Annotated in this window: 15 protein-coding genes and 1 pseudogene; 10 read left to right on the top strand and 6 right to left on the bottom strand. The window is 52.0% G+C overall.

Annotated elements, in window-relative coordinates; all coding sequences use genetic code 11:
• Positions 1-24: 24 nt before the first annotated feature.
• From P0Y43_RS03930 to P0Y43_RS03915, 4 genes are read right to left on the bottom strand one after another with little or no spacing between them, the layout of a single operon-like run.
• The gene (locus P0Y43_RS03930; RefSeq protein ID WP_275635996.1) at positions 25-714 is read right to left on the bottom strand and encodes an NTP transferase domain-containing protein; all 690 of its coding nucleotides are present in this window, start codon (positions 712-714) and stop codon (positions 25-27) included.
• Positions 690-1289, bottom strand: coding sequence for an HAD-IB family phosphatase (locus tag P0Y43_RS03925; protein ID WP_275635995.1), 600 nt, complete (start codon positions 1287-1289; stop codon positions 690-692). Before P0Y43_RS03925 ends, P0Y43_RS03930 begins: the two co-directional genes overlap by 25 nt.
• Before the next feature lie 3 nt (positions 1290-1292).
• Positions 1293-2048, bottom strand: a complete 756-nt coding sequence (locus P0Y43_RS03920) for a class I SAM-dependent methyltransferase (RefSeq protein WP_275635994.1) — start codon at positions 2046-2048, stop codon at positions 1293-1295.
• 21 nt (positions 2049-2069) lie between these two features.
• Positions 2070-4070: a methyltransferase domain-containing protein gene (locus P0Y43_RS03915; protein WP_275635993.1), complete on the bottom strand. Its 2001-nt coding sequence runs from the start codon at positions 4068-4070 to the stop codon at positions 2070-2072.
• Positions 4071-4541: 471 nt separating this feature from the next.
• Here P0Y43_RS03915 and P0Y43_RS03910 point away from each other — a divergent pair, with 471 nt between their 5' ends.
• From P0Y43_RS03910 to rfbA, 10 genes are all read left to right on the top strand, one after another.
• Entirely contained in the window at positions 4542-4943 is a 402-nt protein-coding gene (locus P0Y43_RS03910) for a sugar 3,4-ketoisomerase (protein ID WP_275635992.1), read from the top strand.
• Positions 4940-5485, top strand: coding sequence for a GNAT family N-acetyltransferase (locus P0Y43_RS03905; RefSeq protein WP_275635991.1), 546 nt, complete (start codon positions 4940-4942; stop codon positions 5483-5485). Before P0Y43_RS03910 ends, P0Y43_RS03905 begins: the two co-directional genes overlap by 4 nt.
• A gap of 103 nt (positions 5486-5588) precedes the next feature.
• The gene (locus tag P0Y43_RS03900) at positions 5589-6701 is read left to right on the top strand and encodes a DegT/DnrJ/EryC1/StrS family aminotransferase (RefSeq protein ID WP_275635990.1); all 1113 of its coding nucleotides are present in this window, start codon (positions 5589-5591) and stop codon (positions 6699-6701) included.
• 197 nt (positions 6702-6898) lie between these two features.
• Entirely contained in the window at positions 6899-7675 is a 777-nt protein-coding gene (locus P0Y43_RS03895; protein WP_275635989.1) for an ABC transporter permease, read from the top strand.
• A 3-nt stretch (positions 7676-7678) separates the two neighbouring features.
• Positions 7679-8419 carry an ABC transporter ATP-binding protein gene (locus P0Y43_RS03890; RefSeq protein ID WP_275635988.1) on the top strand — a complete coding sequence of 247 codons (741 nt, stop codon included), beginning with the start codon at positions 7679-7681 and terminating at the stop codon, positions 8417-8419.
• A gap of 8 nt (positions 8420-8427) precedes the next feature.
• Positions 8428-9777 (top strand): glycosyltransferase family 61 protein, encoded by a 1350-nt coding sequence (locus tag P0Y43_RS03885; RefSeq protein WP_275635987.1) that lies wholly within the window; start codon positions 8428-8430, stop codon positions 9775-9777.
• Between the two features lie 50 nt (positions 9778-9827).
• Positions 9828-11174, top strand: coding sequence for a hypothetical protein (locus P0Y43_RS03880; RefSeq protein WP_275635986.1), 1347 nt, complete (start codon positions 9828-9830; stop codon positions 11172-11174).
• A 32-nt stretch (positions 11175-11206) separates the two neighbouring features.
• The gene (locus tag P0Y43_RS03875) at positions 11207-12109 is read left to right on the top strand and encodes a glycosyltransferase (RefSeq protein WP_275635985.1); all 903 of its coding nucleotides are present in this window, start codon (positions 11207-11209) and stop codon (positions 12107-12109) included.
• Between the two features lie 120 nt (positions 12110-12229).
• The gene (gene rfbB / locus P0Y43_RS03870) at positions 12230-13300 is read left to right on the top strand and encodes a dTDP-glucose 4,6-dehydratase (RefSeq protein ID WP_275635984.1); all 1071 of its coding nucleotides are present in this window, start codon (positions 12230-12232) and stop codon (positions 13298-13300) included.
• Between the two features lie 153 nt (positions 13301-13453).
• A complete protein-coding gene (rfbA, locus tag P0Y43_RS03865) occupies positions 13454-14335 on the top strand; it encodes a glucose-1-phosphate thymidylyltransferase RfbA (RefSeq protein ID WP_275635983.1) in 882 nt (293 codons plus the stop codon).
• Between the two features lie 356 nt (positions 14336-14691).
• Here the strand turns inward: rfbA and P0Y43_RS27005 are convergent.
• Positions 14692-14883, bottom strand: a pseudogene (locus P0Y43_RS27005) (transposase domain-containing protein); the annotation flags it as partial.
• Positions 14837-15385 (bottom strand): IS66 family transposase (locus P0Y43_RS03855; RefSeq protein WP_275635816.1); only part of this gene is annotated, 549 nt, incomplete at its 5' end. The pseudogene P0Y43_RS27005 and the gene P0Y43_RS03855, both read right to left, overlap by 47 nt.

Below are 15385 nucleotides of genomic sequence, written 5' to 3'. Positions count from 1 at the left end.
GGCCCTCACAGCCCCGCTGACGGGCTAATGAGCCTTCGTGCTATTCAATTTTTGTTGGTCAAGGCCTGTCACAAATTTTCTAGCATCTATGAGGTCGTTTGCGGTGTCCACCTCTGCCAATTCCAAGTGCATTGAGGGGAGTGGGAGGTGCTCCTCAAGTCTTTCATATACATAACCGTTTGCATTAGTAAGTAGAGTTGACGGGCCGCTGACGACGTTTGCCCATTCTAAAGGGCTCTTCGCTGTACGAGTGAAAGCCTCTACTATTGTGCCGTAGGGTGTGTGTTGGTAGTCGGCGAATACGGCATTTTCACTTTTTGAGTCAGTCAGTCCCACCAAAATATCGTGTTTTTGAGACGCCGCAATGAATTGATATAGTGATTCTGGTGAAATTATTAGGTCACCATCTATGTAAATGATTTTTCCGTTCGTATGCTTTGCGCCCTTGTCAAAGCTGAATGCAGTGTTGGTTGTTCTATACTCTTTGTTTCGAACAAGTACGACGTCGCGATGGTGTTGCGCACAGTGCTCAATCACCATATCCTCTCGATAACCTACTACCACTTTGATGATGTCCACTTGAGGTCGAAGCATTTCGATGAGTCGCGTCAGGATGGTTTTGCCATCTATCTCAATCATGCATTTTGGCATGCCGAGCCCAATGCGCGTACCCATGCCTGCTGCCGCAATCACAGCGCACGTAACATTTTGCATAGTGTATCTCCCTCGTGAACGATATGGCTTGCAGCTTCTCTAGCGGCCTGAGAGGGATGATGGACACCTCCATAGGCAATCGCAATGTCTGCGAGGGCAAGCATAGGGGCATCATTTGCGCCGTCCCCGATGGCTACGATGCGTTCATAGCCCTCCTTGCGCAACCCTATAATTGCGTCGGCCTTATTCAGTACGTTACCTACGCGTATCATGTTGTTTTCGTAAGATCCGCTTGAAGAGTATGCACGGCAGCCGCATAGTTCCAGCAAAGGGGTGATCCAAATATCCAAATTTCCGGTGACAATAAAGGAGTTTTCCTTATTTTGTTGGATGAATGAAAGTACCGATTTATCCAGCGGAATTTCTGAAACAATGTTTGCAACGCGTGAAGGGTGAACCTGTCCTAGAATCAGGCATCGCAGTCGGAACGAGTCTTCGAATGGAATCAGTCCGTCCATTGTTACCCGGGTGAGGGTTGCAATCTCATCAGCAACGCCGAGTTCCGAAGCTATGCAGGGTAAGATTTCTGTGCTTGAGACGGTACCGTCCAAGTCGAAGCAAAACGCCGTCTTCATGGGTTACTCTTTCTCCCATAGGAACCATTTCTGCTTGGTCTCAACACGATTGTTGAGTGTGTTGTCCGAGTAGACGTCGCCTTCTGCAACTTGGTGGAAGCCGTGTTTTTGAAGTGTGGGTTGCATCAATTCCTGTAGCTCGTTTTCGGTGCGATATATCGCATTGTACTGTTGATTCATGTCATCGGAGAAGTGTTCGAGTAGCGTCAGGCGTTCAGAGACGGCGATTGGTTCTCGGAACAGTATTCTGGCTGTTGCGCCGGCTACCGAAAGATAGCCATTCAAGGCGTGTGTAATTTCATCGTCATTTAGATAGATGAAGACACCAAATGACAGTATTTGGCTGAACGGGAGATCCATGCCTTCGCCGTCGGGGGTAATCGCATCGACTGCGCAAACATGAAATTGAGCATTGGGCGCAGTGCTGAAGCGCTGTTTCGCTACTTCGACCAAGCCAGGGCTGACGTCCACGCCAACATAGCTTGAGCAGCGGGGAATCACCACTTCTGCCCAGCGACCGGTGCCGCAGCCAGCGTCCAGAACCCGGCTGTCGCCCTTCAGCTTCAGTTTGGGGAGTAAAAGTGCTTTCTCTGCTTGGTCTCGCCGCTCCGCCAGATCGAGACTTTTATCTTGATAGATAACTGCGCGAGTAGGCCCGAGATCCGCGGCTTTCTGTGCGCGTTTTTCGAAAAAATCCAGTATTGATTGTTTATCAAGCCTTGGTTTTTTATCGCCGGGCTTTGTATAAATGCGTGCCATGATGGTCCCTTGGGTTCCTTGTCAGGAAATGAAGTTGGCTTTGAATATGAATAGCTTGTTGATCAGTTGCCGCTCTGTGGCTTCGGTAATGAGGATCTCTTCGGAAAGATCGAATCCGAGTTTTGTGATCAGGGCTTTGTAGTCAGAGATTGATCTGTAGCAGGCTTGATAGCCACTTTGATCTTCGGCAAACTGGTCTACAGTAGTTGACAGGCTGTCAATGAGCATCAGCGTGGCGCCAGGCTTGGCCAAGGCCTTAAGGCGTTGCAAGAAGTGGATAAATTTCAGGTTGTCAATTATACAACTGGTTACGCCAAGGCAGGATACTAGGTCGAACTTTTCGAAAGGGATGATGTCATCAAGTTCATTCTGGATGAAGGTGATGTTCTCTGCGTTGTTGAGGCTCGCGGCCTCTTGTGCCTGGGCCACAAGATTCGCGGAGAGCTCATGGGCTTGTACGTGCTTAGCGTGCCTAGCTATCTGAAGGCTATATTTGCCGTCGCCACAACCGATGTCTATGGCGTTGCGGATATTCTTTAGGTTGGAAAGTTGCTCTTCGAGAATGGTAGCTTTCTTCTCGTAATATTCTGGCGGAGCCAAGTAGGTGGCTGTAGAGTCTCGCCAGTAGCCCTCCGACTTGAGTTGGCCATCTGAGTGCGTGGGGTCAAAAACGGGAGACCAATCGTCGCCAAGGCTAAGGCTGGAGTAGATGCTGTCACAGATGTTTTTGGCGATATTTTGGTTAAGGCCGAAAATGTAATCCGACTTGGCCCTGAGTCGCCTCTCGAGATAGCTGTCTTCGCCTGACGCGATCATGTCAACAAATTTTACGATGTCCTTTTTATTGATAGCTTTGTACAGGTGTTCAATAAGGGTGCTATCGTCATTCATGCCCAGGCCTTCTGGGTGATGAAGGTAGAGCAGTGGCTTGTCGGTGGCCAAGTACTCGAGTAGGAATGAGCCAACATCAGTCATGAGTGCGCTGGAGGCGTTGAACGAATTCTGATAGTCTGTCGCGTCATCAAGTGCCATGTTTCCGCTGTTTTCCAGCATCAGGCGAAACGCTGTTTCACCTTCCTCTCCCCATTGGCCATTGTCACGCATTGATTTATAGAAAAGAGGATGTGGCCGCACTAGCAGGAAAAGATCCTGCCGCTTTGCAAATGTCTCGAATATGGTCTCGTGATACAGCTTGTAGGTTGACCAAGTTGGTATATCCGTCACAGAGAAGTGAGGTGTCCAGAGTACGATTTTACGGCCTTTGGCTTTCGCCGCCAGCAATGACAAGGCGTTGTCGGTTGGTGTTGATTCAACGGGTTTATTGTCGAACTTCGGGTGCCCGGTTACAACAACGTGATTGTTACCCGACCGGCAGTACTTCGCGAACATGGCCTTGTGGCGTTCGGATCGGGCAAAAATTCTCCAGGCATGCCTGTGAACAGGCAGGTCGAACTGCGCCTTAAGATTCCAGGCGCCTCCGCCCATTTCCAGTCCATAGGGGATATAAGCTAGGCGAGCCCCTGCCTGTACTAGGGCTGTGCTCTTGAAGCGTGTTGGGCGTGTTTCATCGTAAGGGTTCTGCACGAACGCAACATGCGGTCGGAAGTGTTCTGGGGTCATGGAGTCAGCGGTGCAGAAGCTGATATTTTCGGCGATCAATGCCTCTCTCATGGTTTGCAAGGTGGCAGAAGCGGACGAAAACGGGTGAAGGAAGGGGCAGAGCAGGACCTTAGCAACGAATCGGGGGTCTTCATTTATCTGTCGGATCACGCTGCGCCAGCCTGAGAGCAGCGAAGGGTGCTGTGCCACAAACAAGACTCGCACAGCATTGCCATCTTGGGTGGAAAAGGTGACGGGTTTCGGAATTGTGGGCAGAGATTCGGTGATGGGTGCCGCAGCCTGTCCTGTCCCCCGGCGCTCATCGTGCTTGGGCGCTATAGCAGTAGGTGTGGTTTCGACCTCCTGAGTTGCAGGTGCAAGTGCATCGACGTTTTGGGCCTGGGCTTGAAGTTTTCTGCGCACAGAGTGGGCTGCAGATCTCAATCGGTTTACTAGGAAAGTCATATGTCTGCTGATTTTCGCTCAGTTATTGATGAGTTAATTTCTAGGGGTGAGTGATTGAGTTTTATTTCGCCAGTTTTCCTGCATTTCGTCAACACGAGCTCTTCCATTGATCTGCTTCGGGCGGAAGGCGGTTCTTGAGTCTTGGGGGGGCTGTGGCCCCTAGCGGTTGCTATAATGGCCGGCTATCTACAGGGGCCGAATTGCGACAGGTCAGCAGATCGCTGAGTAAGCAACGCAACTCATGATATGATGGCCGGCGGCATGATCAGAGGTTGCCCAATTCGGGGGAGCGTTGCGCCCTCTCTGCACTGCCTTTGCGAGGCGGTGAGGTGCATGCTTGAAGCTCTCGTTGGTCAGGGGCAGAATGGCAGGTGAGTGCATGACCCAGGCAGCTGCTTTGTAGCTTAACATTTATGGAGGACGAGGCCGGTGAGCCTGGTTAAATGGATTGATTTTCAGGTCCTGGGCGATGCGCGAGGGAGCCTGGTGGCTCTCGAGCGAGAGCGTAATGTGCCCTTTGAGATCCGCCGTGTTTATTTCATCTACAACACTGCTGAGGGTGTCAGTCGTGGCTATCACGCTCACCGTAAACTTCGGCAGGTAGCGGTGTGTGTGGCAGGTTCTTGCACGATGGTGCTGGATGACGGTCACAAGCGTGAGGAGGTCGTTATGGACTCACCTGAGCGCGGACTGCTCATTGAGGATTTGGTTTGGCGAGAAATGCACCATTTTAGCGATAATTGCGTACTTATGGTGCTCGCCAGCGAGTATTATGATGAAGCGGATTACGTCCGTGACTACCAGAAGTTTATCATGGAGAGATGCAAATGAGGCTCGAATCCAAGACGGTTCGGTTACGCTTAGTCGAGCCGGATGACGCAGCTTTCATTTTATCTCTTCGCCTGGATCCGAAATACAATCGTTTTTTATCCGAGGTGACGAACGACGTCGGTGCACAACGTCGCTGGATCGAACGTTACAAGCAGGATGAGCGAAATAGGACTCAGTTTTATTTCATCATCGAGCGCCTGGATGACGGATCTCGTTGCGGGACGGTGCGTCTCTACGATTTTCGACAGGATTCATTTTGCTGGGGAAGCTGGATACTCCTGGAGGAAAACAAGACCAAGACAGCGGCGCTTGAGAGCACCCTGATGGTTTATGATGTCGGCTTTGGCGAGTTGGGCTTTGCGAAGTCACATTTTGATGTGCGAAAAGGTAATGAAAAAGTCGTGAAGTACCACGAGCGTATGGGCGCGGTCCGCGTTGCGGAGGATGATGAGAACTTCTACTTCGAAATCACCAAGGATGCGGTTGGTCGGGTTCGTGTTGACTTTGAAAAAATCATACGCAAAGAGCCCGGCAAGGGGTGACTTACTAATAATTGTTTTCTTTGGAGCGGCTGTGAAATACCGGTTCCAAGGTATTTGCTTGAATGGTTGTACGGGGGGCTTTTGATGCACCTTAGGAGGTTGAGTGATTAGTTTTCTGGATTTGAAAGAAGTCAATGCATCTTTCCGTGATGAGCTTGTTGAGGCTTGTCGTCGCGTTATCGATTCTGGTTGGTTTATTGGTGGGCGGGAGTTGGAGGCGTTCGAGCATGAGTTCGCCGCTTGGTGTGGTGTTCGTCATTGCATTGGTGTCGCTAATGGCCTAGATGCGCTTATCCTGACTCTGCGAGCCTGGAAGATTCTAGGAAAGTTGAAGGAGGGTGACGAAGTAATTGTTCCTGCGAATACTTATATTGCCAGTATTCTCGCGATCACTGAAAATCGCCTGGTACCTGTGCTCGTCGAGCCGGAAGAGGGGACATTCAACTTGGGCGTTGCGGCGCTCGAAGCTGCGTTGAGCGATCGCACTCGCGCCATACTGCCCGTTCACCTTTACGGACGCCTGGCCGATATGCCTGGCATCATGGAAGTCGCCCGTGAGCATGAGCTTCTGGTGTTGGAAGATGCCGCCCAGGCTCACGGCGCAGCTATTGACGGGCGCAAGGCGGGCAGTTGGGGAGATGCGGCAGGTTTTAGCTTCTACCCTGGCAAAAACCTGGGTGCTTTGGGGGATGCGGGGGCAATCACCACCAATGATTATGAATTGGCTCAAGTGCTGCGCGCACTTCGCAATTATGGCTCCTATGAAAAATACAAGAACATTTACCCAGGTGTGAACAGTCGACTGGACGAAATTCAGGCGGCTATGCTATTGGTCAAGTTGCGCCACCTTGATACTCACACAGAACGTCGTCGTGAAATTGCTCGACTTTATCAGAGCGGTATCAACAACCCTGCTATCCAGTTGCCGTTGTGGGGGCACGATGAGCGCCAGCAGCATGTGTTCCACCTCTATGTGGTGCGCAGCAACCGGCGTAGCGAGTTGCAAGCGCACTTGGCTAAAAATGGCATCAGTACGCTGATCCATTACCCGATCCCGCCACATAAGCAGGAAGCGTATCCGCAGTTTTCCCTTATTTCCCTGCCGCTGACTGAGCGCATTCACGATGAGGTGCTGAGCCTTCCGATCGGGCCAACGATGACCGATGAAGAAGCAAGGCATGTCATCGCGTGCTGCAACGGCTTCCAGGCTGAATAGGATAACGGCAGCGGGCAACCGCGTTAGCCGGGGTGACGTCGTAGACCCCTGGCGTGATCCGTGTCGCGCTGTAGGCTGGTCCGCATGCGTGGGCCAGTCTCGTTTCGGCAGGCAGTGACGCAGACGTACGGATCGTACTGTAGTTGTGGCGGGCGGGCGAAATTTATTGCGATTGAGGTATTGACGTAGTGTTAGGAATGTCGCGGCGATGGAGTGAAATCCAAGCCAATAGTTATGTGCTCTGGCAACTGGTGCGCCAGCAGTTGATATTGCGTTATCGTCGCACGGTGGTGGGTTACTTTTGGACCTTGATTAATCCGCTGCTGATGATGTCGGTGACTGCGATTGTCTTCTCGGCCTTGTTCAAGGTGCCACTGCGGGAGTACTCTGTATTTCTGTTTTCCGGGATGATTGCCTGGAACAGCTTTAGTTCCACGGTCTCGCAGTCCTGCCAGGCTATCATAAGTAACGAAGGGTTGATCAAGAAAATCTACTTGCCAAAAATCCTCTTCCCTTTGGCGGTTTCATTTGGTGTTGCCATTGATACGCTGCTTTCGTTCTTCGCGCTCTTTGTAATCATTCTTGTGTTGGGTGGGAAGTTTTCGCTTGCGTTGTTTGTACTTCCGCTATCGTTTTTGTTTTTGTTTGTTTTCTCGCTTGGCATCGGTCTGGTTATGTCGGTTGTCACTGTGTTCTTCCGGGATCTTGTTTATATCATCAACGTGATTCTGCAGGCCATGTTCTTCTTGACGCCGATCATGTATGATAAGACCATGCTGGGTGGCCCGGCTGCATTCTTGATGAAAATTAACCCCTTGGTTGCCTATGTCGATCTTTTTCGTTCGCCTTTGGCGCATGGCGCGATACCCTCAGTTGCGTCAATCTCCCTCGCATTTGTTTTTGCAATTCTTTCACTGCTGATTGGTCTGGCGGTATTGTCGGCAAACGAAAAGAAACTTGTTTATAGGCTCTGATGTATGTCGAATATCGTTATCGAAAATCTTTCCATTGACTTTCGTCGCTACAGTGACAGGTCACCTTCGCTGAAGGACTATATTTCGAGCGTTTTCAAGCGGCATGTAAAAAAAGCATACTCGGAGTATAGGGCTGTCAATGACGTATCGCTGACTGTCGAGCGTGGCGAGCGTGTTGGTATTCTCGGGCATAATGGCGCGGGTAAAAGTACGCTGCTCAAGGCATTGTGCAATATCTATGAACCGTCCCACGGGTCGGTAAAAGTTTCCGGGCGTGTGGCGCCACTGCTTGAAATTGGTGCAGGTTTCCACCCAGAGTTTACCGGGCGTGAGAACATCTACCTCAATGGTGCCATCCTAAAGTATGATAAGGCAGAGTTGAGGCGCTTGGAGCCCGAAATTATTGCATTTTCGGAGATTGAAGAGTTTATTGATACGCCGGTGAAATACTATTCAACGGGAATGTATCTTCGTCTCGCGTTCTCGCTGGCAACTGCGATTCAACCGCAAATTTTGATCCTCGATGAAATGTTCGCCGGTGGGGACGCTGCATTTGTAAAAAAAGCAACAGATCGCATGGCCAACCTGGTCAATCAGTCAGACATTATGATACTTGTCTCGCATGATATAAACCTGCTGCGTAAGATGTGCACGCGTGTCATCTGGATGGATCATGGGCGGGTCAAGGATGATGGCCATCCGGATATCATCATTGATCGATATCTAGATGGTAATGCTCAATGAAAGGCCTCATGAATGAGGAGTCCGGGAACTGGCAGGACTCCGCCCGGTTGTATCTTCTCAACAAGACACCGCTGGGGAGGTTCTACCGCCGCTATATGAAACCCCACGCTTTTACTCGTCAACTGGCCATCTGGGCGTGGACGAGAGCGTTTCCTCTATTCGTTACTGTATTCCAGCGGATGTCCTCTCACATCCAGGCATTTCGTCTGAGAGCCCTGCGTCCCTATGCGCAGACCCTTGATTTTCTTACGCAGGACGAATGGGTGACTACGCCATCGCCAAAAATTTTCCCTGCACTCCTAGCCTCACGGTGCCCCTCGCCACATGATACATATCGGTTTCCCGAAGTGTATATTGCTCAGTTATCCGACTGCGTGGTGCGCGGAGGTAGTAACCTCATCATTCATCACGAAAGAGTTTTACATCACGAACTTTTTCGTGTGAGTCATGATTACACCAGCGAGGAAATGCACGGCCACCTGGTCCTCAAGCCCAAGCGTCGGAAGGCTTATGCCTTCAGGGTAGATCCCGATATTGAACGTATCGACGAAGCGGCAATCTTCACGGATGCGTTGAGCTCTAATTACGCGCACTTCATGACCGAGGTCCTGCCGCGCCTTGCGATGTTTGTGAAATATGCCGCTCCTGACATGCCGTTGCTGATCGATGCAGGGTTGCATTCCAACATAATGGCTGCCATCCGTTGCGTGGTTGGAGAGGAGCGGACGCTGATTCTGCTCGAAAAAGGCAAGCGCGTTCGTGTTGGTTTGGTTCATGTGATTTCAAATTGTGGTTACGTTCCCTTTGAGCGTCGCCCCGGGTCCCAGCAACTGAGTGGGCACTCTCAGGGGCAATTCAGCCCTGCTGCACTGAATGCTGTGCGTGAAGCGGTATGGCAGGGGTTAGGAGCGACGGATCGCGCAGGTCTGTACTTGTACATCCGGCGTAACTCGGGTTACCGGAATGTGGTCAATGCTCAAGAGGTGGAGGATGCGCTGGTTCGGCTGGGTTTCGAGGTCATAGAGCCAGAAAAACTTTCCTTCGCCCAGCAAGTCCACACCTTTTCTGCCGCGAAAGTGGTGGTTGGTGCAACCGGGGCAGCCTTTGCTAACTTGATTTTCTGCAAACCTGATACACGCATTGTTATCATGATTGCTGGGTTTGAGAATACATCGTATTACTATTGGCAGAACATGGCGTGCGCCGTTGGTAATAGGGTGTCGTATGTGTTTGGCGATATACAATACGCGTTCGGTCAATCGATCCACAGTGATTTTCATGTAGAGCTTAACCATGTTGTTGATGCCATTGCCGGATGCTTGCCTGGAAGTGGCTCTGCCGAGGGTGTTCAACCGTGACAGCGCGGGCCAGCGCACAGGGGGACTTCATTGGCGCGTTGGTAGCGCGCGTGAGCGTCGAGCCGAGCCTTGATAAAGCGATCAAATACGCCAAGTTTTTGGGTGAACTGTTGTGGAAGAATGCTTTCGGGGTCTATCAATTGATCGACCTTGAGCAGGCATTGCTTGAGCGATTCGAGCGTATGTCGTTACCCGAGCGTGGGTCGCAGTTGTGTCGGTACGGCCATGTCCTGACTAAGGCATACGACACGGGAGGACACACCAGGTTGGTCGAGAGGTTAGTCGGTTCGGTCGCACTTGAGGACTCCGCCGTCATCGTACTGACATCGGTTTCCGGTCTCGCTGCACAGCGCCTCCGGAAGGCCAGGCACGGGGTCAGGAGAGTAAAGCGGCATTCAGCTGGCAGGGCACGTGTCATTGCGTTGTTGGAAGAGTTCTTGCGCTACGAAACGCTGGTCTTGTATATCCACCCTCATGATATCGAGGCGGCACTTGCCGCAGGCCTGGCCAAGAAGCACGCGGGTGTGCGGGTTCTGTTGTTCAACCATGCCGATCATGTTTTTACTTTTGGCTTGAGTGTGGCAGACCGGGTCTTGGAGATCAGCCATTTTGGCTGGCAACTGCGGGGCATGCGTAAAACCATCGACCGCTCGTTGTTCGTGGGTATACCCCTCGACCTCCCTGGTAACCGTGATAAATCATGTATTTATGACGGACCGGTTGTTGCTGCGGGGACTGCCTACAAGTTTCGCCCTGCGTTGGATTGGTCATTTCCCGCATTTGCCCAGGCACTCTGCAGGCGAGTGAAGCGTAATGTGCACATCGTCGGGCCGCGGATTATGGTCGACTGGTGGTGGTGGAGGTCGCAGTTTGCGCTGGGCCGAAGGCTGACCCTGCATAGACGATTAGGTCACGCTGACTACCTAGCTTTCATTTCTGGCGCCTCGGCTTATGTCGATAGCTTCCCTTTTGTGGGGGGGACTGCGTTTGCGGAGGTGATGGGCAAGGGCATCAGTTGTTTCGGTGTGCTGACGGGGACGCATGGATATTCACCGGCGGATCTTCTTAAATCTACCAGTATCGAGAAACTTCTGGATGCGTTGACGTATTATATTCAGTCAGGTAGCAGGGAGGCACTTGACGAGGATGATATTTATAGGCAGATGTTGGCAGTGCATGCTGTCGAGCGTGTCGCGGAGCGAGTAGCTGGCGCACTGACGGCTGAAGTTGGTGTGCCCCCGCCTTGGCCTTGTGTGAAAGACATCGATGTCACCGCCTTCGAACGTATATGGCTTGAGCGAATGATTCCCATATTTCCTGTGTGTTCGCTGATAATGCCAAGGATGATGGCAAAGTTACTGTTCATTAAATTTTTCTTTAGGTCTGCACGCGTATAGCCCATGCACGTGTGTTTCAGGGTTGACTAGGGATGTTGAATAACCGACCGCGGGTTGCAGTGTTGTTGGCAGCTTATAATGGTATGGAGTATATAAGCGAGCAAGTCGACTCGATACTCCAGCAGGAACATGTTGATGTTGATATTTACGTGAGTGTTGATCTTTGTGCTGACGGTACTCAGCTTTGGGTTCAGGCATTATCCGAACAAGACCCGCGAGTGAAACTGCTTCCCTATGGTACTTCGTCGGGAGGGGCCGGTAAGAATTTCTATCGGCTCATAGCTGATGTCGACTACTCTAAACATGACTATGTTGCGTTTTCTGATCAGGATGATATCTGGCTGCTAGGGAAACTGGCGCGCGGGCATCACGTAATCTCCCAAGGGAAGTATGTCGCTTACTCCTGCAATATGATGGCCTTCTGGCCGAATGGCACAGAGTTGAAGGTCAGCAAGTCGCAGACGCAAGTGGCGCACGATTACATTTTTGAATCGGGTGGGGCTGGTTGTACTTACATTCTTTCCGTTCCGTGCGCGTTGCAGATGAAGGCGTTCCTGTCGGCAAATCGGGACGCGGTCCATCACATCGACTCTCATGACTGGTTGATCTACGCTTGGTACCGGGCAAGTGGGTTGCCCTGGTTCATCGATGATCAGTGGTGGATTCGTTATCGGCAACATGACGCTAACCTGGTCGGTGCCAACCGCGGCGTACGGGCGCTGGCTAGGAGGTTGAGCCGGGTCCGGGATGGCTGGTACAGAAAAGAAGTGGGACAGATTGCCAGGCTCGTTGACCCAACGGGAAGAGTTTCAAGGCTTGCGAGTTCGGGGCGTTGGTGCGTGCGATTAGGGCTGGTTCCTCATATCAATCAGTTACGCCGTAGCCGTCTAGAACGGCTTATCCTGCTTGCCTTCATTATCATGGGTATTTTCTGACGCGACTTGCCCATCCCTAGCGTGTGTCCCACAATGCGGCCAGGAATACTAGCTACCCTTTGGAACGGTCCCTGTGCACAGTGCGGCTCGTGAGATAACCAGCAAGAGAAAGATTTAAAAATGACTATTTTGGTAACTGGCGGTGCGGGTTTTATTGGGGCGAACTTCGTAATGGAGTGGCTTTCCGGCTCTGATGAGAGCGTCATCAATCTGGACAAGCTTACTTACGCCGGCAACCTTGAGAGCCTCAAGAGCCTTGAAGGGAACCCCGCCCATGTATTCGTACAGGGCGATATCGGCGATAGTGCGCTGCTACAAAATCTCCTACAAAAATATCAGCCCCGTGCAGTGATCAACTTTGCCGCGGAATCGCACGTGGATCGCTCCATCCACAGCCCTGGTGATTTCATTCAGACGAACGTGGTGGGCACGTTCCGCCTCTTGGAAGCTGTGCGTGCCTATTGGAGCGCACTACCAGAAATGACGCGCACAGGTTTTCGCTTCCTGCACATCTCCACGGATGAGGTCTACGGCAGCCTCGCGGCGACGTCCCCGGCCTTCACCGAAACCAATCGCTATGAACCGAACAGCCCCTATTCGGCGAGCAAGGCAGCCAGTGATCACTTGGTTCGCTCTTACCATCACACCTACGGGTTGCCGGTATTGACGACCAACTGCTCGAACAACTATGGCCCCTACCACTTCCCCGAGAAGCTCATTCCGTTGATGATTGTGAACGCGCTGGCCGGCAAGGCTCTGCCGGTTTACGGCGATGGTCAGCAAATTCGTGACTGGCTGTATGTCAAGGATCACTGCAGTGCCATCCGCCGAGTGCTCGAAGCCGGGCAGGTTGGCGAGGTCTATAATGTGGGCGGATGGAACGAAAAGCCGAATCTGGAGATTGTCAGTCGCGTCTGCGCGCTGCTTGATGAATTGCGGCCACGTGCGGATGGTCAGTCGTACCAGCAGCAAATCAGCTTTGTCACCGACAGGCCCGGCCATGACCGCCGCTACGCCATTGACGCATGCAAACTCGAGCGCGAGCTACAGTGGAGGCCTGCCGAAACCTTCGAGACGGGTATCCGGAAAACGGTTCAATGGTATCTCGATAACCAGCAATGGGTGGAAAACGTACAGTCTGGTACTTACCGTGAATGGGTTGAGAAAAACTATGATGGCCGTTGTGCCTGACACGCTGCAGTGGCACCCAACTGACTGGGCGCTGTAGAATTAGTTGATACGGCCAATGGCATATAGTGATCACACGCCACGCTATCGTGACGAGCTTTAATATTATCGCACGAAGGATGTGGGCACTGCTCGAATTACAGAGAAGTTTAAATCATGAAGCGTAAAGGAATAATTCTGGCTGGTGGGTCCGGTACTCGCCTGCATCCAGCGACTCTGGCGATTTCTAAGCAGCTCCTGCCTGTCTACGACAAGCCGATGATTTATTACCCACTGACCACGCTGATGCTTGCGGGTATTCGCGATATCCTGATCATTTCAACACCTATGGATACGCCCCGTTTCGAACAGTTGCTAGGTGATGGTACGCGTTGGGGGATGAACATTTCCTACGCTATTCAACCATCGCCGGATGGTCTGGCTCAAGCTTTCCTGATCGGTGAGCGGTTTCTGGGCAACGACCTGACAGCGCTGGTGCTAGGAGACAACATCTACCACGGTCACAACTTCCAAGAACTTCTCGGTAACGCGATGGGGCGTGAAGAGGGCGCTAGCGTCTTCGCGTATCACGTGAATGATCCAGAGCGTTATGGCGTCGTTGAGTTCGATCATTGTGGTAAGGTGATCAGCCTTGAAGAGAAGCCTACGAAGCCCAAGTCGAATTATGCGGTCACTGGCTTGTACTTCTATGACAGTGATGTTGTCGAGATGGCGAAAGCGATCAAGCCTTCGCCACGCGGCGAGCTGGAAATTACAGATCTCAACCGTCTCTATCTGGAACAGGGCAGGCTCTCGGTCGAAATCATGGGGCGCGGTTATGCGTGGCTGGATACCGGAACCCACGACTCGCTCCTAGAGGCCAGCCAGTACATCGCAACACTGGAGCATCGCCAGGGCCTCAAAGTTGCTTGCCCAGAAGAAGTTGCATACCGCCAGCGGTGGATTGATGCAAATCAACTGGAGCGTTTGGCTTCTCCGTTGACCAAGAATGGTTATGGTCAATACCTTAAACGACTGTTGGAAGAGGGCGGCACCTGAGTAATGAATACGTGCAAATTTTCCGTGTGATTCAGTAAAACATACATGGATTTATCGATTTGTACTGTCCTTCGCCGAGGGCTAGTTTGGTTGGAGCAATGTGGGGAAACCTGAGGGTGTCAGAAATTTTGTGTTCGGGCATAACATGAGTAAGAAGTGCATGTATGCCAACCAAAAAAAGAAACCGCTCCGAGAGTTGCCAAAGGTTCCGAAAGAGCCGCTTGAGCAGTTTTCCGCTGCTCCGCTGATGACCGCAGAAACCATCGAAGAAGCGTAAGCGCTCCATGAACCCCACCTATCCAAAGATGGGCGAGCGCTTCGCTATGCAGATAAGGCGTGCCATTCCAAGGCCGCAGGGCTTCGTAATCTTCCACTGAGGACGCCTGCGGCAGGCGTTCCAGTGCGTGGCGCAGCCACGCATAAGACTCCTTGCCGTTGGCTTTGGCCGTTTCGACCGTAAGCGATCCATGAACCCCACCTACCGCAAGGTGAGACCATCGTTTACCGTGGCATTTCCGGTGAACAGTTCCAGGGCAACAGAGCTTCATATTCTGCCACCGACTGCGCACCGGGCAGCCGCTCCAGTACGTGGCGCAGCCACGTATAGGGCTCTTGGCCGTTGATCTTGGCGGTCTCGACCAAACTGTAGAGCTGCGCGCTGGCCGCGGCACCCTTGGGCGTGTCGCTGAACAGCCAGGCTTTGCGGCCGATCACAAATGGCTTTATGGCGCGCTCTGCCGGGTTGTTGTCGATCGGCAAATACCCAGCCTCCACATAACGCTCCAGCCGACTCCAATTGCTCGCCAGGTAATTCACAGCCTTGCCGAGCACACTTTGCGGCGTCACATGAGGCTGAGTTTTATCCAACCAACTTTTCAATTGCCTCAAGATCGGCAGGCTCTTCTCCTGCCGGCCAGTCAATCGCTGCTCATCACAGGCGTCCTTCAGTTCACGCTCGACGCCATACAGCTTATTGATCAATGCCAGCGCCATATCTGCTCGCCCGGCTTTGCCCTTGGGCTGCACCTTCTGAGCTTCAACAAACTTGCG

This window comes from Pseudomonas entomophila (assembly GCF_029193575.1).
In the GTDB taxonomy this organism is placed as follows: domain Bacteria; phylum Pseudomonadota; class Gammaproteobacteria; order Pseudomonadales; family Pseudomonadaceae; genus Aquipseudomonas; species Aquipseudomonas entomophila_G.
Note: the sequence above shows the minus strand (reverse complement) of the source record. Positions and strands in the feature narration are given on the sequence as shown.